Source organism: Variovorax sp. LjRoot130, from assembly GCF_964253755.1.
In the GTDB taxonomy this organism is placed as follows: domain Bacteria; phylum Pseudomonadota; class Gammaproteobacteria; order Burkholderiales; family Burkholderiaceae_C; genus Variovorax.
Genome location: NZ_CAXURM020000001.1, coordinates 1,090,838 through 1,112,761 on the forward strand (window position 1 = coordinate 1,090,838; position 21,924 = coordinate 1,112,761).

Annotated in this window: 23 protein-coding genes and 1 pseudogene; 16 read left to right on the top strand and 8 right to left on the bottom strand. The window is 67.4% G+C overall.

Annotated elements, in window-relative coordinates:
- The first annotated feature begins 25 nt into the window (after nucleotides 1-25).
- From ACSQ86_RS05455 to ACSQ86_RS05520, 14 genes are all read left to right on the top strand, one after another.
- Complete coding sequence (locus tag ACSQ86_RS05455; protein WP_093111626.1) at nucleotides 26-1,279, top strand: ABC transporter substrate-binding protein; 1,254 nt, start codon at nucleotides 26-28, stop codon at nucleotides 1,277-1,279.
- Nucleotides 1,276-1,995 (top strand): ABC transporter ATP-binding protein, encoded by a 720-nt coding sequence (locus ACSQ86_RS05460; protein ID WP_093111624.1) that lies wholly within the window; start codon nucleotides 1,276-1,278, stop codon nucleotides 1,993-1,995. Before ACSQ86_RS05455 ends, ACSQ86_RS05460 begins: the two co-directional genes overlap by 4 nt.
- A complete protein-coding gene (locus tag ACSQ86_RS05465) occupies nucleotides 1,992-2,693 on the top strand; it encodes an ABC transporter ATP-binding protein (RefSeq protein ID WP_436302920.1) in 702 nt (233 codons plus the stop codon). The genes ACSQ86_RS05460 and ACSQ86_RS05465 overlap by 4 nt, the downstream gene beginning before the upstream one ends.
- A 3-nt stretch (nucleotides 2,694-2,696) precedes the next feature.
- Nucleotides 2,697-3,557 (top strand): branched-chain amino acid ABC transporter permease, encoded by an 861-nt coding sequence (locus ACSQ86_RS05470; RefSeq protein ID WP_436302921.1) that lies wholly within the window; start codon nucleotides 2,697-2,699, stop codon nucleotides 3,555-3,557.
- Nucleotides 3,558-3,579: 22 nt separating this feature from the next.
- Nucleotides 3,580-4,611 (top strand): branched-chain amino acid ABC transporter permease, encoded by a 1,032-nt coding sequence (locus ACSQ86_RS05475; RefSeq protein WP_436302922.1) that lies wholly within the window; start codon nucleotides 3,580-3,582, stop codon nucleotides 4,609-4,611.
- A 65-nt stretch (nucleotides 4,612-4,676) separates the two neighbouring features.
- Complete coding sequence (yjjJ, locus tag ACSQ86_RS05480) at nucleotides 4,677-6,050, top strand: type II toxin-antitoxin system HipA family toxin YjjJ (protein WP_436302923.1); 1,374 nt, start codon at nucleotides 4,677-4,679, stop codon at nucleotides 6,048-6,050.
- Between the two features lie 179 nt (nucleotides 6,051-6,229).
- Nucleotides 6,230-7,258, top strand: a complete 1,029-nt coding sequence (locus ACSQ86_RS05485; RefSeq protein WP_436302924.1) for an ABC transporter substrate-binding protein — start codon at nucleotides 6,230-6,232, stop codon at nucleotides 7,256-7,258.
- Nucleotides 7,259-7,262: 4 nt separating this feature from the next.
- Complete coding sequence (locus ACSQ86_RS05490; RefSeq protein WP_436302925.1) at nucleotides 7,263-8,048, top strand: ABC transporter ATP-binding protein; 786 nt, start codon at nucleotides 7,263-7,265, stop codon at nucleotides 8,046-8,048.
- Nucleotides 8,049-8,060: 12 nt separating this feature from the next.
- Entirely contained in the window at nucleotides 8,061-8,909 is an 849-nt protein-coding gene (locus ACSQ86_RS05495) for an ABC transporter permease (RefSeq protein ID WP_436308598.1), read from the top strand.
- Nucleotides 8,910-9,124: 215 nt separating this feature from the next.
- Nucleotides 9,125-10,504, top strand: coding sequence for an FAD-dependent oxidoreductase (locus ACSQ86_RS05500; protein ID WP_093111610.1), 1,380 nt, complete (start codon nucleotides 9,125-9,127; stop codon nucleotides 10,502-10,504).
- Nucleotides 10,504-11,667, top strand: a complete 1,164-nt coding sequence (locus tag ACSQ86_RS05505; protein ID WP_093111608.1) for a CaiB/BaiF CoA transferase family protein — start codon at nucleotides 10,504-10,506, stop codon at nucleotides 11,665-11,667. Before ACSQ86_RS05500 ends, ACSQ86_RS05505 begins: the two co-directional genes overlap by 1 nt.
- Complete coding sequence (locus ACSQ86_RS05510) at nucleotides 11,664-12,440, top strand: enoyl-CoA hydratase-related protein (protein ID WP_093111606.1); 777 nt, start codon at nucleotides 11,664-11,666, stop codon at nucleotides 12,438-12,440. The genes ACSQ86_RS05505 and ACSQ86_RS05510 overlap by 4 nt, the downstream gene beginning before the upstream one ends.
- A gap of 12 nt (nucleotides 12,441-12,452) precedes the next feature.
- Nucleotides 12,453-12,779 carry a ferredoxin gene (fdxA, locus tag ACSQ86_RS05515; protein ID WP_093111604.1) on the top strand — a complete coding sequence of 109 codons (327 nt, stop codon included), beginning with the start codon at nucleotides 12,453-12,455 and terminating at the stop codon, nucleotides 12,777-12,779.
- 27 nt (nucleotides 12,780-12,806) lie between these two features.
- Nucleotides 12,807-13,721 (top strand): LysR family transcriptional regulator, encoded by a 915-nt coding sequence (locus ACSQ86_RS05520; protein ID WP_093111602.1) that lies wholly within the window; start codon nucleotides 12,807-12,809, stop codon nucleotides 13,719-13,721.
- Between the two features lie 7 nt (nucleotides 13,722-13,728).
- On the opposite strand, the gene ACSQ86_RS05525 is transcribed toward ACSQ86_RS05520, so the two are convergent.
- The 3 genes and pseudogenes from ACSQ86_RS05525 to ACSQ86_RS05535 all read right to left on the bottom strand — a co-directional run bounded on the left by ACSQ86_RS05525 (nucleotide 13,729) and on the right by ACSQ86_RS05535 (nucleotide 15,858).
- Nucleotides 13,729-14,916, bottom strand: coding sequence for a YncE family protein (locus tag ACSQ86_RS05525; protein WP_436302926.1), 1,188 nt, complete (start codon nucleotides 14,914-14,916; stop codon nucleotides 13,729-13,731).
- A gap of 101 nt (nucleotides 14,917-15,017) precedes the next feature.
- A pseudogene (locus ACSQ86_RS05530) lies at nucleotides 15,018-15,236 on the bottom strand (alpha/beta fold hydrolase); the annotation flags it as partial.
- Between the two features lie 202 nt (nucleotides 15,237-15,438).
- A complete protein-coding gene (locus ACSQ86_RS05535) occupies nucleotides 15,439-15,858 on the bottom strand; it encodes a nuclear transport factor 2 family protein (protein ID WP_436302927.1) in 420 nt (139 codons plus the stop codon).
- A gap of 45 nt (nucleotides 15,859-15,903) precedes the next feature.
- Here ACSQ86_RS05535 and ACSQ86_RS05540 point away from each other — a divergent pair, with 45 nt between their 5' ends.
- Together ACSQ86_RS05540 and ACSQ86_RS05545 are read left to right on the top strand one after the other, a co-directional pair.
- Nucleotides 15,904-16,455, top strand: a complete 552-nt coding sequence (locus ACSQ86_RS05540; protein ID WP_436308599.1) for a hypothetical protein — start codon at nucleotides 15,904-15,906, stop codon at nucleotides 16,453-16,455.
- A gap of 12 nt (nucleotides 16,456-16,467) precedes the next feature.
- Nucleotides 16,468-16,740, top strand: a complete 273-nt coding sequence (locus tag ACSQ86_RS05545) for a hypothetical protein (RefSeq protein ID WP_093111594.1) — start codon at nucleotides 16,468-16,470, stop codon at nucleotides 16,738-16,740.
- Here the strand turns inward: ACSQ86_RS05545 and ACSQ86_RS05550 are convergent.
- From ACSQ86_RS05550 to gsiB, 5 genes are read right to left on the bottom strand one after another with little or no spacing between them, the layout of a single operon-like run.
- Entirely contained in the window at nucleotides 16,703-17,521 is an 819-nt protein-coding gene (locus ACSQ86_RS05550; protein ID WP_436308600.1) for a M55 family metallopeptidase, read from the bottom strand. The two genes, ACSQ86_RS05545 and ACSQ86_RS05550, sit on opposite strands and share 38 nt — an antisense overlap.
- On the bottom strand, nucleotides 17,518-18,537 hold the full coding sequence (locus ACSQ86_RS05555; RefSeq protein ID WP_436308601.1) for a P1 family peptidase: 1,020 nt from the start codon (nucleotides 18,535-18,537) through the stop codon (nucleotides 17,518-17,520). Before ACSQ86_RS05555 ends, ACSQ86_RS05550 begins: the two co-directional genes overlap by 4 nt.
- 3 nt (nucleotides 18,538-18,540) lie before the next feature.
- Nucleotides 18,541-19,410 carry a glutathione ABC transporter permease GsiD gene (gsiD, locus tag ACSQ86_RS05560; protein WP_244504109.1) on the bottom strand — a complete coding sequence of 290 codons (870 nt, stop codon included), beginning with the start codon at nucleotides 19,408-19,410 and terminating at the stop codon, nucleotides 18,541-18,543.
- 13 nt (nucleotides 19,411-19,423) lie between these two features.
- Nucleotides 19,424-20,344, bottom strand: coding sequence for a glutathione ABC transporter permease GsiC (gene gsiC / locus ACSQ86_RS05565; protein WP_436302932.1), 921 nt, complete (start codon nucleotides 20,342-20,344; stop codon nucleotides 19,424-19,426).
- 19 nt (nucleotides 20,345-20,363) lie between these two features.
- Entirely contained in the window at nucleotides 20,364-21,911 is a 1,548-nt protein-coding gene (gsiB, locus tag ACSQ86_RS05570) for a glutathione ABC transporter substrate-binding protein GsiB (protein ID WP_436308602.1), read from the bottom strand.
- Nucleotides 21,912-21,924 lie beyond the last annotated feature (13 nt).

Here is a 21,924-nt window from a genome sequence, read left to right on the forward strand (position 1 = left end):
AGAGAAGCAAAAGAAGGAGACAACCATGACATTCAATCGCAGACAGTTCACCCAGGCCGCGGCCGCACTCGCCGCGAGTGGCGCCGCGCCGCTGGTGTTCGCCGCCGACACGCTGAAGATCGGCTACGTGTCGCCGCAGACCGGGCCACTCGCACCCTTCGGCGAGGCCGACAAGTGGGTCATCGAGCAGATGAAGACGGCCTTCAAGGACGGCCTCAGCGTCGGCGGCAAGAAGTACGCGGTGCAGATCGTGCTGAAGGACAGCCAGTCCAATCCCAACCGCGCGGGCGAGGTCGCCAACGATCTGATCCTCAAGGACAAGGTCGCGCTGGTGCTGACCGCCGGCACGCCCGAGACCGCGAATCCGGTGAGCGACGCCTGCGAGCTCAACGAAGTGCCCTGCGTCTCCAGCGTGGTGCCGTGGCAGCCCTGGTTCTTCGGCCGCAAGGGCGATCCGGCCAAGGGTTTCAACTGGACCTATCACCTGTTCTGGGGGTTGGAGGACGTCATCGCCAACTTCACCAACGGCTGGAAAACCGTCGAGACCAACAAGAAGGTCGGCGGCCTGTTCCCCAACGACGGCGACGGCAATGCCTGGGGCGACAAGGAGCTCGGCTTCCCGAAGCCGCTGGCGCAGATGGGCTTCACGCTCACCGACCCGGGCCGCTTCCAGAACGGTACGCAGGACTTCAGCGCGCAGATCGCGGCCTTCAAGCGCGACAACGTCGAGATCGTGACCGGCGTGGTGATCCCGCCCGATGCCAAGACCTTCCTCACGCAGGCGCGGCAGCAGGGCTTCAGGCCCAAGGTCATCACTCTGGGCAAGGCGCTCCTGTTCCCGGGCGCGATCGAGGCGCTGGGTGATCTGGGCTACGGCCTGTCGACCGAGGTGTGGTGGAGCCCGTGGCATCCCTTCACCTCGAGCCTCACGAAGCAGAGCGCCAAGTCGCTGGCCGAGGCCTACGAGGCGGGCGCGAAGAAGCAATGGACGCAGCCCATCGGCTTCGCGCACGCGCTGTTCGAAGTCGCGTCCAACGCGCTCTCGCGCGCCAAGTCGCCCAAGGCGGCCGACGTGCGCGACGCGGTCGCCGCCACCTCGCTCGACACGGTGGTCGGCCCGGTGAAGTGGGGCGGGCAGGGCCCGTTCAAGAACGTGAGCAAGACGCCGCTGGTGCTGGGCCAGTGGAACAAGGGCCAGAAGTACAAGGTCGAGCTGACCATCGTCAACAACGATGCGGCCAAGAGCATTCCGGCCGGCGGCACCCTCAAGCCGCTATGACGCTTCTCGCGCTGCACGGCGTCTGCAAGTCCTACGGCGCGCTCAAGGTCACCGACGACATCACGCTCGCGGTGGCCGAGGGCGAGACGCTGGGCATCCTCGGGCCGAACGGCGCGGGCAAGACCACGCTGTTCAACCTGATCTCGGGCGACGTGCGCGTCGACGCGGGGCGCGTGGAGTACGAAGGGCGCGACGTCACCACGCTCAAGCCGCACCAGCGCTGCCATGCCGGCATCGGCCGCAGCTACCAGGTGCCGCAGCCCTTCGGCCACATGAGCGTGTTCGAGAACCTGGTCACGGCCGCCTGCTTCGGCGCCGGCCAGACCGAGCGCGAGGCCTGGCAGACGGCGCAGGAGGTGCTGGCCGAGACCGGCCTCATGGCCCATGCCAACAAGCCGGCCGGCGGTCTGACCCTGCTCGACCGCAAGCGGCTCGAGCTTGCGCGTGCGCTCGCGACGCGGCCCAGGCTGCTTCTGCTCGACGAGATCGCGGGCGGGCTGACCGAGCCCGAGGCGAAGCAACTGGTGGAAGAGCTCAAGCAGATCAAGGCGCGCGGCGTGACCATGATCTGGATCGAGCACGTGGTGCATGCACTGCTCTCGCTGGCGGATCGGTTGTTCGTCATCAACTTCGGGCAGAAGCTGGCGGAAGGCGAGCCGCGGGTGGTGATGGGCGATCCGGAGGTGCGGCGGGTTTATATGGGGATGGAGGCATGACGAAGCTGCTCGAAGCCCGAGGCCTGAAGGCCTTCTATGGCGATGCCCAGGCGCTCTTCGGCATCGACTTCGAGCTCGCGCAGGGCGAGCTGGTCGCGGTCATCGGTGCCAACGGCGCGGGCAAGTCCACGCTGCTCAAGTGCCTCACGGGCCTGGTGCGCGCGCCGCGCGAGGCGGTGCACTTCAAGGGCGAGGCCATCGGCGGCCTCGCGCCCGGCGAGATCGTGAAGCGCGGGCTGGCGATGGTGCCCGAGGGCCGGCGCCTGTTCTCCAGCCTCAGCGTGGAGGAGAACCTGCTGATCGGCGGCCACGCGGGCCGCAAGGGGACGTGGAACCTGCAGCGCCTCTACGCGCTGTTCCCCATCCTCGCCGAGAAACGGCACGAACCCGGCACCTCGCTCTCGGGCGGCCAGCAGCAGATGGTGGCGCTGGGCCGTGCGCTGATGAGCAACCCCGAGGTGCTCTTGTGCGACGAGCTCTCGCTGGGCCTGGCGCCGATCGTGATCCGCGAGATCTACGCCGCTATGCCGGCCATCACCCGCGAAGGCATGACGGTGGTGATCGTCGAGCAGGACGTGAGCATGGCGCAGCGCGTGTCGCAGCGCATCTATTGCCTGCAGGAGGGGCGCGTGTCGCTCGCGGGCCGATCGGACGCGCTCACGCGGGACCAGATCTCGGCGGCGTACTTCGGAGTCTGAGTCGTGCTTGAAACCCTGCTCCAAGGCATCCTGCTCGGCGGTCTCTACACCCTCTTCGCGCTCGGCCAGTCGCTGATGTTCGGCGTCATGCGGCTCACCAACACCGCGCAGGGCGACTTCATCATCCTCGGCGCCTTCGCGGTGATCGCCGGCACCACGCTCGTGGGCGGTGCGCCCTTCCTGGTCGCGCTGGCGGTGTTGCCGCTGGCCTTCGGCTTTGGCTATGCGCTGCAGCGCTACGTGCTCAACGGCACGCTGGGCAAGGACCCGCTGCCCTCGCTGGTCGTGACCTTCGGCCTCTCGATCGTGATCCAGAACCTGCTCTTGGAACTGTTCTCAGCCGATCCGCGCTCGATCGAGACCGGCGGCCTCAACACGCTGGGGCTTCGCATCGGCGAGTCGCTGTCGCTGGGCGTGCTGCCGCTGGTGGTGCTCGCCATCGCGGTTGCCGCGACGGCGGCGCTGCAATGGCTCTTCGCGCGCACGGCGCTCGGCCGCTCGTTCCGGGCGGTGTCGGACGACCGCGAGATCGCCGAACTCATGGGCCTCAACGCGAAGAAGGTCTACGCCTTCGCGACCGCCATCGCCTTCGTGCTGATCGCGGTGGCCGGCGCGCTGCAGGGCATGCGCACGACGGTGTCACCCTCGGACGGGCCGCTGTTGCTGCTGTTCGCCTTCGAGGCCGTGATCATCGGCGGCATGGGCTCCTTCTGGGGCACGCTCGCGGGCGCAATGATCCTCGGCATCACGCAGCAGATCGGCTTCCGACTCGACCCGGGCTGGGGCATCTGGGTCGGGCACATCGTCTTCCTGCTGGTGCTGGTGCTCAGGCCGCAAGGGCTCTTTCCGAAAACGCGAGGCTGATGCAATGACCAGGAATCCGGTCTTGACCCCGAACCCGGCGTTCGACGTCGTGCGCAGTACAGCCGCGAGCCGCGCCGCGCTGATGGTGGCCGCGGTGCTGGTCGCCCTTGCCGCCAGCCTGCCCTTCTGGGGCGAATCGAGCTGGATGCGCGAGTTCGTCGAGATCGCCTGCTACTTCATCTTCGCGATGATGTGGAACCTGCTCGCCGGGTACGGCGGCATGGTCAGCATCGGCCAGCAGGCCTTCTTCGGCTTCGGCGGCTACGTGATGCTGATGCTCGGCAACTTCGCCGGCGTCAACCCCTTCATCGCCATTCCGCTCGGCGCGCTGGCGGCTGGGGCCATCGCGGTGCCGGTGTCCTTCGTCGCCTTCCGCCTCTCGGGCGGCTACTTCGCGATCGGCACCTGGGTCATCGCCGAGGTGTTCCGCCTGAGCTTCGCCAACGTCTCGGTCGTGGGCGGCGGCTCGGGCACCACGCTCACCGCCCTGCGCGGCATCGAGCGCGCCACGCGCGAGAGCGTGACCTACTGGATGGCGCTGGTTTGCGTGGTGGCGGCGATCGCACTGGTCTACCTGTTCCTGCGCAGCAAGCGCGGGCTGGCGCTGCTCGCCATTCGCGACAACGAAGTCGCCGCCGAATCGCAGGGCATCCCTGTCGTGCGCATGAAGCTCGCGGTGTACGTGGTCGCGGCCTTCGGCGCCGGCCTGGCGGGCGCGCTCTATTTCGTCGGCAATCTGCGCATCAGCCCCGACGCCGCCTTCAGCGTGAACTGGACCGCCTTCGCCATCTTCATGGTGGTGATCGGCGGCATCGGCCGCATCGAGGGGCCGCTGGTGGGTGCGCTCATCTTCTGGGCGCTCAACAAGTTCTTCAGCGACTACGGCACCTGGTACCTGCTGGGCCTCGGCCTGCTGGCGATCGTGGTCACCATCTTCTTCAAGCAGGGGCTCTGGGGCTACGCGCAGCAGCGCTGGGGGTGGTCGCTGTTTCCGACGCAGCGGGTGCTGGTGGGCAGCGCCCCATCAGATAAGGTATTAGAATCTATTCATTAATCTATTCTTTTTTATATTCCGAAGTCGACTTGCAAGAGGTGTGTCCGCAGGTTCGATCTATTCACATGAGCGAACTTACCGAGCGCGTTCGACAGGCGCTGCGTACCGCTGGCGCCGCGCGCAGCGCTGAGCTGCAGCAGGTCTGCGGTGCAAGCCAAGCCTCCATTTCGCGTGCGCTCGCGCCGCTTCTTTCGGCGGGCGAGGTGCTCAAGGTCGGCCGCGCACGGAATCAGGCCTATGTCATGCCGCGCCGCGTGGAGAGCATAAGCACCACCGGCACCATCCCGATCATGAAGGTGGAGGGCACCGGAAAGGCCGCCGAGTTCGGCACCTTGATTCCTGCGGTCAGAGGTCGATGCTGGGTCGAGGAGTTCGAGCCCACTCGTGCGCAGCTTCACGATGGCCTTCCGTGGTTCCTGGCCGACATGCGGCCGCAAGGTTTCCTCGGACGCGCATTCGCGCATGCCCGGAAGGAACTCCACCTTGCCGACAACCCCGATCACTGGACGGATGACGACGTCCTGAGAGCCCTGAGCCAAGCCGGTGAGGACTTGCCCGGCAACCTGATCCTTGGAGCCGGGTCGTTCGAGCGCTTCATGCACGCAGGCCCGGCCGATCGGGCGTCGCCGGATCTGTACCCCGAGTTGGCCGAGGCCGCGATGCACGGCGCCCTGCCCGGTTCCTCCGCGGGTGGCGAACAGCCCAAGTTCTGCACCGTTCGCGAGGACGGCCAGCCGGTGATCGTGAAGTTCTCGCCCGCAGGGGACTCTGCGCCCGAGCAACGGTGGGCCGACCTCCTGGTGTGCGAGCACCTGGCCCTCTCCACCTTGAACGCGGCTGGCGTTCCGGCGGCGAGGACGCGGATCTTCGTTGCAGGCGGCCGCACCCTGCTCGAAGTGGAGCGCTTCGACCGCACCACGCGCGGCCGCATCGGCATGGTCTCCCTGCTCGCGTTCGACAACGAGTACATCGGCCAGATCGACAACTGGGCCGCGTCCGCGGAGCGCATGAGCACGCGCGGCCTGATGCGCCCCAGCGATGCCGACAGGCTTCGATTGCTGGAGGCATACGGACAACTGATCGGCAATACCGACCGGCATTACGGGAACATTTCGCTGGTCATCGATCCATCGGGCAACTGGGCGCTGGCGCCGGCCTATGACACCTTGCCCATGGTCTATGCACCCGTGGCCGGTGAACTGGTGTCGCGGGACGACTTCGATCCAGGCAAGCTGGTCCCCACGGCAGACACGCTGCGGGTTTGGGACGCAGCCAGGAAACTGGCCATCGCGTTCTGGCAAAGCGCGGCCGGGGACAAGCGGATCTCCGGCGCGTTTCGCGAGGCGGCAGGGCGACACGCGCGCAGCCTTGCGGCGCATGAAGATCCGCCGCAGCCCGCCGCGGACGAGCCGGTCTTTCAGCGAGAGCGGCCGAGCTGACGCAAGGCAACGCGGGTCCGTGGCCTGAAACAGGCCGGCCACCTCGGGCGAGCCGCTGCCCTGGCACTCCGCCCTAATTTTTAGCTCGCCCGTTGCGAAAAACGGTTCTTGGAGGCAACGCCCTCCGCTCCTAGCATCCGCCCACTGCCTTCATCCTCTTGCATCAAAAGGAACCTGCCATGGCCCATCTCCACGACTCCGGCCGCCGAAGCCTGCTCAAGACCTCGCTCATTGCCGGCGGACTTTCGGCGGGCGGCCTGCTGTCGATCGACGCGTTCGCGCAGGGCAAGGCGCGCATCAACATGCAGCTCGGCTGGATCGTCGGTGTCAACCAGATCGGCGAAGTGGTCGCCAAGCGGCTAGGCTTCTACGAACAGGAAGGCATCGATTTCGCGATCCAGCCCGGCGGCCCCAACATCGATGGCGTGGCCATCGTCGCCTCGGGACGCTACGAGCTGGGGCAAGTCTCCTCGAGCCCGTCCGTCATGCTCGCGGTCTCGCAGGGCCTGCCGATCAAGTGCTTCGCCGTCGGCGCGCAGAAGCACCCCTTCACCTTCTTCTCGCTGGCCAAGAACCCGGTGCGCAAGCCGGCCGACCTGGTCGGCAAGCGGGTGGGCCTCCCGTCGACGGCGGCCGTGCTGCTGCGTGCCCTGCTGGCGAAGAACAAGATTCCGGAGAAGGAGGTCAAGGTCGTCACCATCGGCGCCGACATGTCGCCGCTGCTGACGGGCCAGGTCGATGTGGTCACCGGCTGGCTCACCAGCACGACGGCGCTCAAGGTGCTGGGCCCGGAGCGCGTCGACCTGACGCTGTGGGACTCGGGCGTGAAGCTCTACGCGCTGCCGTACTACGCGTCGATCAAGACGCTCGAGACGCAGCCCAAGGTCATCGAAGCCTTCCTGCGCGCCACCGCCCGCGGCTGGCAGCATGTGAAGGCCAACCGCGACGAGGCGGTCGACCTGCTGGTCAAGGAATACCCCAACCTCAAGCGCGAGGACGAACGCGTGGCGGTCGACGTGATGCTCGAGTACAGCTTCGGCGGCCTGGCGCAGACGCAGGGCTGGGGCGCGATGGACCCGGCGGTCTGGCAGGAACAGATCTCGATGTACGCGGAGCTGGGCCAGTTCACCGCGCGCACGCCGAAGGTGGAAGACGTGCTGTGGCTCGACGGCCTCAAGGCGAGCGCGGCCGCGCGGATGAAGGCGTGATGCCATGGCTGCCGTTCTGACGAACGCCTCGCCCGCGATCTCCTGTCGCGACATCGGCATGCGCTTCTTCACCGAGCGCCGCGACGTGACTGCGATCAAGAGCCTGGACCTCGACGTCGCTCACGGAGAGTTCCTGACCTTGCTCGGCCCCTCGGGCTGCGGCAAGTCCACCTTCCTGCGCGTGGTTGCCGACCTGCTGGAGCCGAGCCGCGGAAAGATCGAGGTGCTCTCCGCGACGCCGCAGGCCGCGCGCAAGAACCGCGACATCGGCTTCGTGTTCCAGGATGCGGCGCTCTTGCCGTGGCGCACGGCGCTGCAGAACGTCGAGCTGCCGCTGCAGGTGGGCGGCGGCGCGAGCCGCAAGGGACGCCGCTCGCCGCAGGAACTGCTCGAACTGGTCGGCCTGAAGGACAAGGCGCAGGCCTGGCCCCATGAGCTGTCGGGCGGCCAGCGCCAGCGCGTGTCGATTGCGCGCGCACTGGCCAGCGACCCGAAGATCCTGCTGATGGACGAGCCCTTCGGCGCGCTCGACGAGATCACGCGCGACCGGCTCAACGAGGAGATCCGGCGCGTCTGGAAGGAAACCGGCGTGACGATCCTGTTCGTCACCCACAGCATCCATGAGGCCGCCTATCTGGGCCAGCGCGTGCTGATGCTGGCCGCCAATCCGGGCCGCGTGCGCGAGATCGTGCCGGTCGAGCTGCCCGAAGACCGGACGCTGGACATCCGCGAGACCCCCGAGTTCGTGCGCCTCACCGCGCACTTGCGGCGCGTGCTGGAAACCTGCTGACGGGAGGCCCCCATGACCACCAGTTCCATCGATACGCCGGTGACCGGCCTGGCTCAAGTTCCCGCCGACCCCGAGTACCTCGCCTGGGCCGCAGCGCGCCAGCGGCGCGTCTGGCGCCGCCGCATCCTGCCGGCGCTCGGCATCGTCGGCCTCGTCGTGCTGTGGTGGGCCGTCATCGCGATCTTCGACGTCAAGCCCTTCATCGCGCCCACGCCATGGGCAGTGCTCGAAACGCTCTACGCCAAGCGCGCCGTGCTGCTCGACAACCTGATCCCCACCGCGATGGAGGCGGCCGGCGGCTTCCTGCTGGGCAACCTCGCCGCGATCGCGATCGCGACGGTCTTCGTGCACAACAAGACGCTGCAGGACATCTTCTTCCCGGTGGTGCTGATGTTCAACGCCGTGCCGCTGGTGGCCAAGGCCCCGGTGCTGGTGCTGATCATGGGCAACGGCATGGAGCCGAAGATCACCATCGCGGCACTGGTGTGCTTCTTCCCGACGCTGGTGAACATGGTGCGCGGCCTCGAATCGGTGAACCCGCAGGCCATGGAGCTGATGCGCGTGCTGTCGGCCAGCAAGACGGAGATCTTCTTCCGCCTGCGGCTCCTGAACGCGCTGCCCTATCTGTTCTCGGCCCTGCGCATCGCGGCATCGATGTGCGTGATCGGCGCGGTGGTCGGCGAATGGGTGGGCGCCACGGTCGGCATCGGCGCCATGATTCTTCAGGCCACTTTCAACTTCGACTCTCCGCTGCTGTACGCCGCGATCGTCATGAGCGCGAGCCTCTCGGGCCTGTTCTTCCTGCTCGTGACCCTGGCCGAGCGCTGGATCATTCGCTGGCATACGGAGAGCACGCACTAGGGCCTGTAAACACATGAATCACCCCCGCGTGGGGCCCCAGAGAGGGCCCAATCTGGGCGCCAAGCGGAACTGGTGCACACCCAGTGAGCATTGGCAACGACGAGTGGGCCCTCTCTGGGGCCCCACCCGAAGGGCCGGGGGTGATTCATGTGTTTACAGGCCCTAACGCAGTGCGTCACCTCGACATTTCAAACAGGACAAACAGGAGATTAGCTATGAGCCGTATCGGCGACTGGATGCAGGAGTCTGCGCACGACGTTCGTGTGGCAGCCGAATCGGATGTGGTGGTGGTGGGCGGCGGGCCGGCCGGCCAGGCCGCGGCCCTTGCCGCTGCGCGCAACGGTGCGAGCGTGACGCTGCTGGAGCGCTACAACCACCTCGGCGGCCTGGCCTCGGGCGGCATGGTGCTGGTGCTCGATGACATGTGGGACAACCACCAGAAGGAAATCTCGGTGCGCGGCATCTGCCTCGAGATGATCGATCGCATGGCCGCGCTCGGCCTGGCCGAATATCCGAAGCAGCAGGACTGGGGCAGCCTGCCCGACTCGGTGCGGCGCTGGAAGCGCTGGGGCACCTACGACTTCCACAGCAAGGAGAAGCCGCACCCGATCTGCTTCGCGGCGGCCTTCGACCCCGACGCGTGGAAACGCACCTCGCTCGAGATGGTGCAGCGGGCCGGCATCGAACTGCGCCTGCACTCGTGGTTCTCCCGTACCCTGGTGGAGGACGGCAAGGTCAAGGGCGTGGTCTGCGAGACCAAGGGCGGGCGCGAAGCGATCCTGGGCAAGGTGGTGATCGACACCACCGGCGACCTCGATGTCGCGGCATCGGCCGGCGCGCCCCACATCAGCGGCGCCTACATCGTGACCACGGTGTTCCGGCTCGGCGGCGTCGATACCGACGAGGCCGAGCGCTTCGAGAGCGAGGAGCCGCAGGCCTTCCAGGCGCTGGACCGCGAGGTCAAGCACATGCTGGGCGGCGCCTGGGAGAACTGGTGGCTCAAGACGCCGCTGCCGGGCATCGTCTGGTGCAACTGCCCGCACATGCCCGGACTCGACGGCCTGAAGGTGGCCGACCTGACGCGCGCCGAGGTCCAAGGCCGCAACACCATCCACAAGGTGATCGACTTCGTTCGCGCCCGGCTGCCCGGCTTCAAGAACTGCTACCTGGTCGACATGGCTCCGCAAACCGGCATCCGCCAGACCCGGCTGCTCGAAGGCGAGTACGTGATGACCAAGGAAGACCTGGCCCAGCGCACCCGCTTCGAAGACAGCGTGGCCCGCGGCCGCGACTACTACTACCCCTTGCGCACCCTGCTGCCGCGCAGCGTGGAGAACCTGCTGGTGGCCGGCCGCCACTACTCCGCGACCTCGGCGGCGCAGAAGATCTCGCGCGAGATCCCGCCCTGCATGGCGATGGGCGAGGCCACCGGCGTGGCCGCGGCACTGGCGCTCGACGCCGGCGTGTCCGTGCGCCACGTGGACGTCGCCAAGCTGCAGCGCACGCTGCGCGCCCAGGGCGCCGACCCCGGCGACCAGAAGGGCCCGAACACCGATGTGCCGGCGATCGCCCGCTCATTTGCGGAGGCCGCGTGATGACGACCGCTAACCTGCCGCTGGCCGGCATCCGCGTGATCGACTTCACGCAGGTGATGATGGGCCCGGTCTGTACCCAGATGCTGGCCGACCACGGGGCCGACGTGATCAAGATCGAGCGCAAGGGCGCGGGCGACCTGAGCCGCTCGACCTTCGCGCCGGTCGCGGGGCACGACAACCCGATCTTCTGCAGCCTCAACCGCAACAAGCGCAGCGTCGAGATCGATCTGCGCGATGCGGCGCAGATGGACCTGGTCAAGGCATTGATCGCCGATGCCGACGTGGTCACCAACAACTTCCGCGCCGGCGTGATGGAGCGCCTCGGCCTCGGCTACGAGGACTGCAAGCGCCTCAACCCGCGCATCGTGTATGCGGTCGGCACCGGCTTCGGCGAATCCGGACCCTATGCGCACAAGGGAGGGCAGGACGTGCTCGCGCAAGCCTTGACCGGCGTGATGGCGCGCCGCGCCGATGCCTCGGTGCCGATCTCGATCTACCCGACCGCGTTGGCCGACTACACGGCCGGCATGCACATGGTGCAAGGCATCCTGTTCGCACTGCTGCAGCGCGAACGCACGGGCGAGGGCCAGAAGATTGCCGTCTCCCTCTACAACTCGATGTTGTCGATGCAGATGCAGGAGGCTGCGATGGTCATGATGGAGGACTCGGAGGTCAACTGGGCCGCGATGCCGCTGTCGGGCGTCTTCGATACGCAGACCGGTCCGCTGGTGCTGGTCGGCGCGTTCAAGGCGAATCCGTTGCGCGACATCTGCGCCGCGCTGGAGATCGACGATCTCTCGCAGGACGCGCGCTTCGCCAACCTGGCAGCGCAGTTCGCGCACAAGGCCGAGCTGCACGCGATCTTCCACGAACGCTTCGCGAGCAACACGCGCGAACACTGGCTGGGCCGCCTCGAGGCAGAGGACCTGCTCTCGGCGCCGGTGCGCGACATGCGCGAGGCGCTGGTCGACCCGCAGACCCTGCACAACAGAATGATCCTGGAGGGCGAGGATTCGTCGAAGCGCGAACTGAAGTTCATCGCCAGCCCGATCCAGATGTCCGGCGCGCAGACCGGCCTGCTGCGCGAGCCGCCGCGGCTTGGCCAGCACACCGAGGAAGTGCTCGCCGAAGCTCGCGCGCTGATCGAAGAGGCCGGCGCATGAGCGTCCTGTTCGAAGTCGCGCACCATGTCGCGACGGTCACCATCGACCGGCCCGAGGTGATGAACGCGGTGGACCTGCCCACCGAAGCCGAGCTGATCCGCATCTGGACCGAGATCGAGCGCCGCGACGACATCCGTGTCGTGGTGCTGACCGGCGCCGGCGAGCGCGCCTTCTGCGCCGGCGCGGACCTGAAGAACACTTCGAATCTCAAAGGCGTCGACTACTGGGCCGCGGCCCGGCCCGGCGGCTTCGGCGGCATCGCGCTGCGCGAGACGCTCGACGTGCCGGTGATCGCGCGCGTCAACGGTTTCGCCCTGGGCGGCGGCCTCGAGATGGTGCTGGGCTGCGACCTCGTGGTGGCCTGCGAGGAAGCCAGCTTCGGCCTGCCCGAGCCCCTGGTCGGGCGCCTTCCGCTGGACGGCGGCATGCTGCTGCTGCAGCGGCAGATCCCGTTTCGCCAGGCCATGGCCATGATGCTGACCGGGCAACGGATCCAGGCGCAGCGCGCGCTCGAGATCGGGCTCATCAACGAAGTCGTGCCGCGCGCCGGGCTCGACGCGGCGGTCGATCGCTGGGTGCAGCAGCTGCTCGCCTGTGCGCCGCTGTCGCTGCGGGCCGTCAAGCAAGTGGTGCGGCACACCGGCACGATGTCGCCGGCCCAGGCCCACGGCATGCGCTTGCCGGCGCTGGTGAAGGCGCTGCAGTCCGAAGATTCGAACGAAGGCGTGCTGGCCTTCCAGCAGAAGCGCAAGCCCCAATGGCAGGGCCGCTAGGCGAGTCGTCCCATGGCCCACGTCATCACCACCGCCTGCATCGACGTCAAGGACGGCGCCTGCGTGAAGTGCTGCCCCGTCGATTGCATCTACGAAGGCGAGCGCACTCTGTACATTCACCCGGATGAATGCATCGACTGCGGCGTTTGCGTGTCCGCCTGCCCGACGGAGGCGATCTACGAAGAGTTTCGGCTGCCGCCCGAACTGGGGCATTTCATTGCGATCAACCGCGAGTTCTTCGATGCCGAGGTCAGCGGCCTCGGCTCGCCCGGCGGCGCCGAGGCGCGGCGCGTGGCTTGCGACCATCCGCGCATCGCACAGGAAGCGCCGCGCGCCTGAGCAGCCAGGCTGCAGGAGGGCGGGCTGATGCATGCCATCGTCCTGAAGTACTTCATCGAGGTGGCGAGCTGCGGCTCGGTGCGCAAGGCCTCGGAGCGGCTGTACGTGGCGGCCAGCGCCGTCAACCGGCAGATCCACAAGCTCGAAGACGAGCTCGGCGTCGAGCTGTTCGACCGCCTGCCCAACGGGCTGCGCCTGAATCCGGCGGGCGAACGGCTGCTCAAGCATGCGCAGGAAACGCTGCACCAGTTCCAGGTGATGCGCACCGAGCTCGATGCGCTCAAGGGCGAGCGCACCGGCCATGTGAAGCTCGCCGCGATGGACTCGTTCTTCGAGGAGCTGCTGCCGGCTGCGGTCGAGGAGTTCCTGCAGATCTTCCCCGCGGTCACCTACACCATCACCGCGACGCAGCCGATGGAGGTGCCTCAGCTGGTGATGTCGGGCCAGGTCGACGTGGGTCTCACTTTCGTGAATCGCCTGCCCGGCGGCGTCGCGGCGGTGGCCCTGGCGAATCTTCCGATCGGGCTCGTGATGCCGCCGGGGCATCCGCTGGCGAAGCACGACAGCGTGTCGCTGAAGGATTGCGCGAACTTTCCGTTCTTGCGCTCGAGCTCGCACCCCGTGGTCAGCGCTTCGCTCTCGCCCGAGTTCACCGCCTTCTGGGACGACATGGAGCCGGCCGCAACCTGCAATTCGACGCCCCTGCTCAAGCGGCTGATCATGGGCGGCAAAGGCATATCCTGCTTCTCGAAGATTGCCTTCATCGAGGAGCTCAAGCGCGGGGATCTGCTCTGGCGGCCTTTCGCGCTGCCGGCGCTGAACCAGATGCAGGTGGGCATCGTGGTGCCGTCGCAGCGCATCCTGCCCCACGTCACGCAGAACTTCGTCGGCCGCATGGCGCGGCGCCTGGCGCAGCTGGAGAGCATCGCCGCCGCGCTCTAGGGCTGCTTCAGTGCGTGACGCGGCCCCGCATGGCTGCCGGATGCCCCGCCAGCCCGAAGGATTTGCCCGTAGGCACCAGCGTGTCGCCGTCGACGCGCAGGATCGTGATGTCCTGGTCGATGAAGTTGCCGACATAGAGGTACTTGCCGTCGGCGCTGAACACCGCGCCTTCTGGCAGGCCGCGCACCTCGACCTCGTTGGTGCGCGTGACCTTCCGGCCGTCGATCCGCAAGCCCACCACCGAGCCGTTGCGGTTGTAGAAGTAGGCGTTCTTCGCCGAGTTGCTGCCGCGCAGCAGCACCGCCACGGCGAACTTGCCGGTCGGGCTCACGGCCAGGCCTTCGGGGCCGTCGCCGACCACCACCTTGTCGATCACGCGCGGCGGTTTGGCTTCGAGGTCGATCACGCTCACCGTGTCGATCTGGCCGTCGGAAGCGCCGGAATTGCCGTTGTCGGCCGTGAGCGCGAGCTTGCCGTCGGGCGTCACGTCCAGGTTGTAGGGCCAGAGGCCGGCCGCGAAATCGAGCTTGTTGTACGTGACCTTCTCGCCCTCGACCTCGAGCATCGCGACCTTGTGGTTAGGGAACTTGCTGGCGAGCGCGCGCCGGCCGTCGGGCGTGAAGCGCACGTGCGAGACCGACTCGCCCATGGCCACGGTGTCGATCAGCGTCACCTTCTGGCCTGCGATGCGCAGCACGCTGACCGAGTTGTCGGCGCGGTTGGCCACCAGCGCCAGCGTGCCCGCGCGGTTGATCGACAGGCCCGAGGGCTGCCTGCCGATGGCGAGCGTGTCGATCAGCTTCGGCGGCGTGGCGGCGAGGTCGATCACGAACAGCCGGTTGTCCGGCACCTGGCGGCGCACGCCGTTCTCCTCGACCACGTTGAGCGAGTTGGCGACCAGCGCGAGCTTCTCGTCGGCCGTGATCGCGAGGTTGGTCGGCGGCCCGGCGATGGTGTTGTCCAGCGGCAGCGTGACCACGTTGCGCGGCGCGAGCGGATCGGTGCCGATGTCGATCACCTGCACGCTGTCGCGGCCATGGGCGGCAAGCACCACGGCGCCGGCGTCGCTCCACGACTGCTTCTCGTCGTTGGCGACCAGGAGGAGCTGGCGTTGTCCTGCCGTGGGTGTCATGCCGGCGCAGCCTGAGAGGGCGGCCAGGGCGAGCGTGCCGAGAGCGAGGAAGCGAAGGCGCATGGTGTTGTCTCCGTTGTTGTTTTCGACGGGGCCCGTCGGGCGGCCATCGTAGCCGGCGAAGCGCCGCGCAGGCTCAGGGAATACCAGCCGCCGCCGCGCCTTCAGGCCGCGACCGTCTCGTCGAGGAAACGCCGGATGGCTTCGGCGATCTCGTACCCATGGGTTTCGAGCGCGAAGTGGCCGGTGTCCAGGAGCTGCACCCGCGCGTTCGGGTTGTCGCGCGGAAAGGCCTCGGCGCCCGCCGGCAGGAAGAAGGGATCGTTTCGCCCCCACACCGCGAGCAGGGGCGGCCGATGCGCGCGGAAGTACTGGTGGAACTCGTGGATCGAAACCTATGCGGCGCTCGCCGGCGAGATGAGGGCGGGAGCTGCCGCGTGAACGATTCGGTGGCGGCCTACCATGCGGCGCGTCGCTGGCGCGCGAGATGCATGCGCGTGCTGTTGCGGCGCGGCGTTGCGCGTTTGGTTCTTGCCGCGGCTAGCGTTCGCTGTCTATCGCACGCCGCATGACGGGTGCGTCCGTTTACGTCGTCGCCGCGAGCGCGGCGGCGGTGTCGTAGAACTCCATGAAATCCACGATCTTGCCGTCGCGCATCCGGATCACGTCCGCCTTGGGCGTCTTCACCGTCTTGCCGGTTCCGCGATGTTTCCACTCGCAGCTGCCCAGCATTACGACGCGGTCGCCCTGGGCAACGAATTCATCGGCCGTGTAGTCGAGCATCTCCCAGCTCCTGCTCAATTCCAGGAAATAGCGCTGCACTTCAGATTTCGAACAGCAGCCCTGGGTGTAGCTCGCGCCTGCGGCGGTGGCGCCGAGCGAGCACCAGTGGACATCCTCGGCCATCAGGTCCATCCAGTGCTGGGCGCTGTCGCCCCTTGAGTCGTTCCAGCGAAGGTATCCGTCGCGCAGGACTGCCACGTTTTTCTCTTCCAAAACGGTCATGAAAGCCTCCTGGTCCACAGCGGACGCTCATCTTGCACAAGTTCGATGACGACGGCAATCTGCCATTGGACAAGCTTGCCTGCGCCGGCCAGATCATGCTGCTGGTGCGGTGTGTTCTGCCTCTCGGCCTTCGTCATCCGGGTGGCGCGCAAGCCGACGCGCAAAGTGGATCTTCCCCAAGCCGGCCATTGGGGCCTTTCCGTGGCTTATTGCACGCTTCGGCCGATCGCTTGCGCGAATCGGCTGAAGCGTGAAATCCATCGCTTCCGCCTATGCCTTCGCGCGCATCCAATGGGCTCCCTGGTCTTCAACAAAAGGGCCGCCATGTTCTCCAAGCTGTTGAGCTCATCCCGACGCGTCTGGCACCGGACTTCGCCCGTGCGCCGACGACAGGCGGTCGTGGCGCAGGCGCATGGCCAGACCATGCTGCTCGACTGCCAGTGGCAAGAAGGCTGGTGGTCGGGCGTGGTCAAGATTCGCGAAGCTTCGGAAGAACGCGTCGTGCATGTCTGCATCGAGCTGCGGGCCACCGCCGACGATGCGCTGAACGACGCCGAGCACGACGCGCAGCGCCTGGCGCTGATGTTCGCGCAGTAGGAGGAGACCGCCATGCACCCCGACGCCATCGAACTGATCGTGGACGAGCCCGTCGCCGGCCACTTCTACTGGATCCTGCAGAAGCACGCCGAACTCGACGGCAAGCCGATCGCCATCGAATCCGCGCAAGGCCCGATGCCGAGCTACAGCGCCGCCATGATGGCCGGCATCGAAGCGCTGCAGCGGCGGGCCGACAGCCGCGGCGAGGGCGCTGCCTGCCCCGTCGTCACCGTGTACGTCGATCCGTTCAGCGCAGCATCGCCGACATCGCCGAGCAGCAGTTGAGCATGCGCACCGCGGCCTCGACCGAGGGCGCGGAAAATCGCAGCTCGGTCGCGGCGACGCGCTCGAACTCGGGCCACTGGCAGAACAGGTCGGCCAGCGCGGGCGCTTGGGTGTGCAGCGTGACCGAGAGCGGTTTCTGCATGACGAATGTCCGTGCGCCGTCACGGGCCGCAAGAGCCGCTTCCACGCCAATGCGGATCGCCGCACTCGCCTGTGCCGGCGACAAAGACACCCCGCTGGTCTGGCCCGTCGCACGCTTGGTCTGCACGAAGGTGGCGTGCGGGAACAGCGGCCGGTTCTCCGCGATGAAGACGTCGTCGCCGCTGGCCATCAGCACCGGCGCGCCGTATTCGCCCGCCAGCGCACCGTAGAGCGCGGCCTCGCCCACGGCCTGGCCGTTGATCTCGACGCCGGCGAAGGCGAAGCTGTTGATGGTGTGCGCAAGGATGCCCAGGCCCTGGGCGCGCGAGTGGTAGCCGACCATGCACACGCCGTCCATGCCGAGTTCGACGCCGCTCACCATGCTCAGGTAGCGCGGCTTGCCCTGGATCACCTGGGCGCGCGCGTCGAGCAGCTCGGGCAGCATGTTGCGGAAGTCGCCATGCGAGTCGTTGACCCAGACCTCGCTCGCACCGCCGTCGAAGGCGCCGGCGATGGCCGCGTTCGCCTCCTCGGTCATGAGCCGGCGGGCGCGCTCGTATTCGGGATTGCCGGCACGCACCTGCTGGGAATGGAAGACGCCGGCCACGCCTTCGATGTCGACGGAGATCAGGATTTTCATGTTGGAGCAAGTTCGCGCAGCAGCGCGCTGAGCGCCTGCCGCACATGGCCGTCGCGTCCGGTGACGGGATCCGCACGCCACAGCGCATTCAGGATGGCCTGCTCCGTGCTGTCGGCCGCGGCCTGGAACAGGTCGTCGAGCAGGCCGTCGTGCAGGAGCGCGACGGCCGGCATCGGCGCTTCGCGCCGCTGCGGCAGCGTGTAGGCGGTCGAGAAGGCGAGCGCGATGTCGCCGCTGCCGTGGCCGAAGACCGAGCCGGTGCGCGCGAGGCCGGCGCCGGCGCGCAGCGCCAGCCGGCGCAGCTGGCGTGCGTCGAGCGGTGCGTCGGTGGCGATCAGCATGATGATCGAGCCCTTCTCCGTATCGGCCTGCTGCGCCGTTGCGAGCCGTCTGCCGACCGGCTGGCCGGCGATGAGGAGGTTGGGCAGCAGGCCGAAGTTGGCGAGCACCAGCGCGCCCACCGTGTGCGTTCCGGCGCGCCGCGATGCGCTGCCGATGCCGCCCTTGAGCGAGAAAGAGGACATGCCGCGCCCGGCGCCGACCGAGCCCTGCGCCACGTCCTCGCCGGCCGAGGCGCAGGCCTGCAGGTAATGGCCCTCGTTGACTGCCATGCGCTGGATGTCGTTGAGGAAGCCATCGTTGCACTCGAACACCAGCGGGTTCACCGTCGGCAGGCTGCGCCCGCATTCGGGATTTGCGGCGACGCACTGTCGGATCTGCGCCGCCGCCACGGCCGGCACCGAGAAAGTGTTGGTCAGCGCGATCGGCGTCTCCAGCACGCCGAGCTCCTCGACCTGCAGCAGGCCGACGCTCTTGCCGAAGCCGTTGAGCACCGCGAAACCCGCGGGCACGCGCTGCAGGTAGGGATCGCCGGCATGGGGTCGAACCACGGTCACGCCGGTCTGCACCTCGCCCTCGGCCAGCGTGGCATGGCCGACCGTGACGCCGGCGACGTCCGTGATGGCGTCGCGTGGGCCCGAAGGCAGCGTGCCGATGCGCGGGACCGCGGGGCTCATCTTCTAGAGCCGGTCGATTTTCGGATCGAGGGCATCGCGCAGACCATCGCCCAGCAGGTTGAAAGCCAGCACCGTGAAGAAGATCGCCAGCGACGGGAACAGCGCGACGTGCGGCGCGTTGACCATGTCGGCGCGCGCCTCGTTGAGCATCGCGCCCCACTCGGGCATCGGCGGCTGCGCGCCCATGCCGAGGAAGCTGAGGCTCGCGGCCGTGATGATCGAGGTGCCCAGGCGCATCGTGAAGTAGACGACGATGGACGAGATCGTGCCCGGAAGGATGTGGCGCAGCAGGATGGTGCGGTCGTTGGCGCCGATGCTGCGCGTGGCCTCGATGTAGGTCAGGTTCTTCAGCACCAGCGTGTTGCCGCGCACCAGCCGCGCGAAGGCCGGCACGCTGAACACCGACACCGCGACCACCACGTTGGTCATGCTGCTGCCCAGGATGGCGACCACGCCCAGCGCCAGCAGGATGCCGGGAAAGGCGAAGAGCACGTCGGAGATGCGCATCACGATGCGGTCCCACCAGCCGCCGTAGTAGCCGGCCAGCAGGCCCAGCACGGTCCCCACGATGGCGCCCAGCACCACCGAGAGGAAGCCGGCGGCCAGCGAGATGCGCGCCCCCATCAGGATGCGGCTGAAGATGTCGCGCCCGAGCGGGTCGACGCCGAACCAGTGCGCCGCCGAAGGGCCCGCATTGATCTTGTCGTAGTCGAAGAAGTTCTCGGCGTCGTAGGGCACGATCCACGGCGCGAGGATCGCGACCGCCACCAGCAGCAGCACGAAGACCAGCGCGGCCAGCGCCACGTGCTGCATGCGGAACTTGCGCCAGAACTCGGTCCACGGCGTGCGCACTTTGCCTTCGGTGGCGAGCATCGGGACCGGCGCGTCACTTGTAGCGGATGGTGGGGTTGATATAGCCATAGAGCACGTCGACCACGAGATTGATCAGGATGAATTCGAGCGAGAAGAGCAGCACCAGCGTCTGGATGATGGGGTAGTCGCGCATGTCGACCGCGTCGACCAGCAGGCGCCCGAGGCCGGGCCAGTTGAACACCGCCTCGACCACGATCGAGCCGCCGAGCAGGAAGCCGAACTGCAGCCCCATCATCGTGACCACCGGGATCAGCGCGTTGCGCAGGCAGTGCTTCAGGATGACCCACTTCTCCGACACGCCCTTGGCGCGCGCGGTGCGAACGAAGTCTTCCTGGATCACCTCGATGAAGGAGGCCCGCGTGAAGCGCGCCATCACCGCGGCCACGGCGGCGCCCAGCGTCAGCGAGGGCAGGATGTAGTGCCGCCACGACTCGGCGCCCACCGTGGGCAGCCAGCCGAGCTGGACCGAGAAGATCTGCATCAAGAGCATGCCGAGCGCGAAGGCCGGGAACGAGATGCCTGAGACCGCCAGCGTCATGCCGAGCCGGTCGGGCCACTGGTTGCGGAACACCGCCGACGTGATGCCGATGGCCATGCCGAAGACCACGGCCCAGGCCATGCTGCTGATCGTGAGCAGCAGCGTCGGCATGAAGCGCTCGGCGATCTCGGTCGACACCGGCCGCTTGGAACGCAGCGAATGGCCGAAGTCGCCCTGCAGCATGTTGCCGAAGAAGTTCAGGAACTGCTGCGGCAGCGGCTTGTCGAGGCCGAGGTCCGCGCGCACCAGCGCCACGGTCTCGGGGCTGGCGTCCGGCCCGGCCGCCAGCCGCGCCGGATCGCCGGGCAGCATGTGCACGAACAGGAACACCAGCACTGCGACGATCAGCAGCGTCGGCAGCAGACCCAGCAGGCGCTTGAGGACGTACTGGGTCATGGGCGATTCCGCGCCGCGATCACTTCAGCTCGACTTCGTCGAAGTTGAAGCTGCCGTCCGGGATCACGTAGAAGCCGGCCAGGTTGCGCGCGCGCACCGACAGCAGCTGCTCGGTCACCAGGAAGGCCCAGGGCGCGTCCTTCCAGATGCGCTGCTGCGCGTCGGCGTAGATCTTGGCCTTGGCGGCAGGGTCGGTGGTCACCAGCGCCTTCTTGATGTCGGCATCGACCTCGGGGTTCTTGTAGTAGGCGGTGTTGAAGAGCTTGGGCGGGAAGGACTCGGAGGCCAGCAGCGGACGCATCGCCCAGTCGGCCTCGCCGGTCGACGAGGACCAGCCCACGTAGTACATGCGCACCGGCGCGGTGGCCGGGTCCTGCGCGCTCTCGACGCGTTCGACGCGCTGGCCGGCCTCGAGCGCCAGCACCTGCACCTTGATGCCGACCTGCGCCAGCTGCTGCTGTACGAACTGGATGACCTTCTGTGCCGTCGTGTAGTTGTAGGCCGACCAGAGCGTGCTCTCGAAGCCGTTCGGGTAGCCGGCTTCCTTCAGCAGCTCGCGCGCCTTGGCCGGGTTGTAGGGCCAGGGGCCGAGCTTGGCCGCGCCCTCGATGCCCTTGGGCAGCACGCCTTCGGCCGGAATCGCATAGCCCGAGAACGCCACCTTGACCAGCGCTTCCTTGTTGATCGCGTAGTTGACGGCCTCGCGCACCTTCGGGTTGTCGAAGGGTTTCTGCTGCGTGTTCATCGATATGTAGCGATGGATGATCGAGGGCGAGCTGCTCACCTCGAGGCTGGGCTTTTCCTTCAGCGTCGCGGCCGCTTCGGGCGGCATCGGGAAAGCGAAGTGCGCTTCGTTGGTCTGCATCATCGCGGCGCGCGTGTTGTTGTCGACCACCGGGCGGAAGGTGATGCTGTCGACCTTCGGGTAGCCCTTCTTCCAGTAGCCGTCGAACTTGGCGACCTTCAGGTAGTCGGTGGCCTTCCATTCGACGAACTTGAAGGGGCCGGTGCCGACCGGGTTCTGCGCGATGCCCTTGTTGCCGTACTTGGCCAGCGCGGCCGGCGAGATGATCACGCCCGAGGGGTGCGCGAGCGTGTTGATGAAAGGCGAGAAGGGCTCGCTGAGCGTGAAGCGCACCGTGGTCGCGTCGACCGCCTCGGTCTTGGCGATGTTCTTGTAGAGGTTGTAGCGCTTGAGCTTGTTGTCCGGGTTGGTCACGCGGTCGAAGGTGGCCTTCACGGCCTCGGCATTGAAGGGCGTGCCGTCGTGGAACTGCACGCCCGTGCGCAGCTTGACGGTGTAGACCAGGCCGTCCTTGCTGACGGTGTGGCCCGTGGCCAGCACCGGCCCCATCTTCATGTCCTTGTCGAAGCCGTAGAGGCCCTGGTAGAAGGACTTCGCGACGGCTTGCGACAGCGTGTCGTTGGCGTCGTAGGGGTCGGTGGTCGTGAAGCCGGACTGCACCGCGACGACGATGTCCTTGGCGGCGTGCGCCGACAGCGCGAAGCCGACCAGGCCGGCGATGGTCAGCGCGGCGGCGATGCGGGAGAGGCGTTGCTTGTTCATGGTGGAACTCCTT

What these genes read in the sequence shown, in the direction of transcription:
- ACSQ86_RS05510 (WP_093111606.1), top strand. Translation starts at nt 11,664, where the DNA reads ATGAGCGTCCTGTTCGAAGTCGCGCACCATGTCGCGACGGTCACCATC.
- ACSQ86_RS05545 (WP_093111594.1), top strand. Translation starts at nt 16,468, where the DNA reads ATGCACCCCGACGCCATCGAACTGATCGTGGACGAGCCCGTCGCCGGC.
- ACSQ86_RS05535 (WP_436302927.1), bottom strand. Translation starts at nt 15,858, where the DNA reads ATGACCGTTTTGGAAGAGAAAAACGTGGCAGTCCTGCGCGACGGATAC.
- ACSQ86_RS05485 (WP_436302924.1), top strand. Translation starts at nt 6,230, where the DNA reads ATGGCCCATCTCCACGACTCCGGCCGCCGAAGCCTGCTCAAGACCTCG.
- ACSQ86_RS05455 (WP_093111626.1), top strand. Translation starts at nt 26, where the DNA reads ATGACATTCAATCGCAGACAGTTCACCCAGGCCGCGGCCGCACTCGCC.
- gsiD (WP_244504109.1), bottom strand. Translation starts at nt 19,410, where the DNA reads ATGCTCGCCACCGAAGGCAAAGTGCGCACGCCGTGGACCGAGTTCTGG.
- ACSQ86_RS05525 (WP_436302926.1), bottom strand. Translation starts at nt 14,916, where the DNA reads ATGCGCCTTCGCTTCCTCGCTCTCGGCACGCTCGCCCTGGCCGCCCTC.
- ACSQ86_RS05495 (WP_436308598.1), top strand. Translation starts at nt 8,061, where the DNA reads ATGACCACCAGTTCCATCGATACGCCGGTGACCGGCCTGGCTCAAGTT.
- gsiB (WP_436308602.1), bottom strand. Translation starts at nt 21,911, where the DNA reads ATGAACAAGCAACGCCTCTCCCGCATCGCCGCCGCGCTGACCATCGCC.
- ACSQ86_RS05540 (WP_436308599.1), top strand. Translation starts at nt 15,904, where the DNA reads ATGACGACGGCAATCTGCCATTGGACAAGCTTGCCTGCGCCGGCCAGA.
- ACSQ86_RS05555 (WP_436308601.1), bottom strand. Translation starts at nt 18,537, where the DNA reads ATGAGCCCCGCGGTCCCGCGCATCGGCACGCTGCCTTCGGGCCCACGC.
- ACSQ86_RS05505 (WP_093111608.1), top strand. Translation starts at nt 10,504, where the DNA reads ATGACGACCGCTAACCTGCCGCTGGCCGGCATCCGCGTGATCGACTTC.
- ACSQ86_RS05500 (WP_093111610.1), top strand. Translation starts at nt 9,125, where the DNA reads ATGAGCCGTATCGGCGACTGGATGCAGGAGTCTGCGCACGACGTTCGT.
- fdxA (WP_093111604.1), top strand. Translation starts at nt 12,453, where the DNA reads ATGGCCCACGTCATCACCACCGCCTGCATCGACGTCAAGGACGGCGCC.
- yjjJ (WP_436302923.1), top strand. Translation starts at nt 4,677, where the DNA reads ATGAGCGAACTTACCGAGCGCGTTCGACAGGCGCTGCGTACCGCTGGC.
- ACSQ86_RS05465 (WP_436302920.1), top strand. Translation starts at nt 1,992, where the DNA reads ATGACGAAGCTGCTCGAAGCCCGAGGCCTGAAGGCCTTCTATGGCGAT.
- ACSQ86_RS05550 (WP_436308600.1), bottom strand. Translation starts at nt 17,521, where the DNA reads ATGAAAATCCTGATCTCCGTCGACATCGAAGGCGTGGCCGGCGTCTTC.
- ACSQ86_RS05490 (WP_436302925.1), top strand. Translation starts at nt 7,263, where the DNA reads ATGGCTGCCGTTCTGACGAACGCCTCGCCCGCGATCTCCTGTCGCGAC.
- ACSQ86_RS05460 (WP_093111624.1), top strand. Translation starts at nt 1,276, where the DNA reads ATGACGCTTCTCGCGCTGCACGGCGTCTGCAAGTCCTACGGCGCGCTC.
- gsiC (WP_436302932.1), bottom strand. Translation starts at nt 20,344, where the DNA reads ATGACCCAGTACGTCCTCAAGCGCCTGCTGGGTCTGCTGCCGACGCTG.
- ACSQ86_RS05520 (WP_093111602.1), top strand. Translation starts at nt 12,807, where the DNA reads ATGCATGCCATCGTCCTGAAGTACTTCATCGAGGTGGCGAGCTGCGGC.